The organism is Helicobacter valdiviensis (assembly GCF_003245365.1).
Classification (GTDB): Bacteria; Campylobacterota; Campylobacteria; order Campylobacterales; family Helicobacteraceae; genus Helicobacter_D; species Helicobacter_D valdiviensis.
Map to the genome: position 1 here is coordinate 1 of NZ_NBIU01000079.1, position 1,635 is coordinate 1,635.

Here is a 1,635-nt window from a genome sequence, read left to right on the forward strand (position 1 = left end):
GATAGTGTTTTAGAAAATATTAGAAACAAGCATGGAAGTGATGATTTTAAAATCGATATTGTAGGGCATTCTTTAGGCGGACATTTAGCACAATGTTTTTGTATCTTTGGGCAAAAAAAATATATTCAAAAACTCTATACTTATAATGGAGCGGGTATAGGGGGGATTACAGGAAGCTTTGTAAATCTTTTTGTTAGACTTGTTAGACTTGTTTTTAAATTGTTAATCAAAGGAATTAAAAAACTTTTTGGTTTTGGTATGACTAGAAAAACTTTGGATAATTGTTCTAAAGCTTTAAATCTAGAAAATGGAACCGATGGTTTGATTGAAGAATGTAAAAATGCACAAGGACAAGTGGAGCAAAAAAGACTTGATGAATGTGCTTTAAATATAAAACAAGCAAGTAAGGGTAAAACAAGTATAGAAATACATCATATAGAAACCATAGCCAAGCCTATCCCTAATGAAGAAGATTTTTGGAAAGAAGGCAGACAAACGCTAGAGCCCGCAAGATCTTTAATATCTGATTTGGGTTATAAATATGGATTAAATATTAAAGATAAATTTGATTATAAAAATACAGATAAATTGCATTTAATCCATATAGGAGAACTTGAAAAAAGCTATTGGGATACTAGTCATTTTATGTATAATATAGTTTGGTCAAGTTATTTGTATGAGCATTTAATAACAAATAATGAAGATATTAAAGAATTAAAGGGAGATATTGCTTGTGTGCTGGATTATTTAAATTCTTATACGCAAATTCTTATTGAGTTAACTCAAAATAATAAATTATTACTACAAGGTGGTGCAAATATTAAAAACGAAGATGAAAATTATATCAGTGTAGTATTGGATGAATTTTTTTATATTTTATATAATGAAGACAATTACAAAGACAAACATTTTAATTTCATTTATAAAGACAAGCAAGAAGCATTTAGCTTAAATGAATACCAAAGTATAAATAAATTTATCATACCCGATTCTTTTTTGGCTTTGGAAGCGGTAGGAGGTTGGATAAGAATACTAGATAAAAATGCTATACAAAATATTCAAATAAATAAATCAGATTTATATAATTTAAGATCACTTTTTAAATTCTTCCCTTTTAAACTAGAACAACAAGATGGCAAAGATATGCTTACAAAAACAAATTTACATAAAAGCTTACCTTATAATTCTAATTGTTTTAAGTGTATGAGCAATGAGGATAATGAGGAATTTTTTCAAGCCAGAAAAATGCAAATGATTAATGTAATTTTTGAAAATCATTGCACAAGCTATTATCTTAATAAAAATCAAAGCCCTAAAACAAAAATAGGATTTAATTCTGCAAGCTCAACAGCATTTGTTAATATAGAAGAAAAGAAATTTTTTATTTTTGCCAATCATAAAGATGTGGTTGATTGTAATGAAATCTATGAAAGAGCCGTAAATAAAACAGGTGTTTCTTTAGATACGCTTCAAAACTACCAAGCTTATATCTTCCTAAACTCCACCCTCCTTACAGGCTCCACCGAACTCCCTGATAATTCTTTTTACTTTGGAGAACCCAATAAAGAAGGAAATATTTTACAAGATAAACCTAGCTATTATTTTTCCCCTAGTGATGAAAGCAGTGGTAAAGGA

At 28.3% G+C, this 1,635-nt stretch carries 1 protein-coding gene; it reads left to right on the top strand.

What is annotated here, in order from left to right; all coding sequences use genetic code 11:
- On the top strand, positions 1-1,635 hold a 1,635-nt coding region (locus B6S12_RS11245; RefSeq protein WP_484083246.1), incomplete at both ends, for an alpha/beta hydrolase family protein.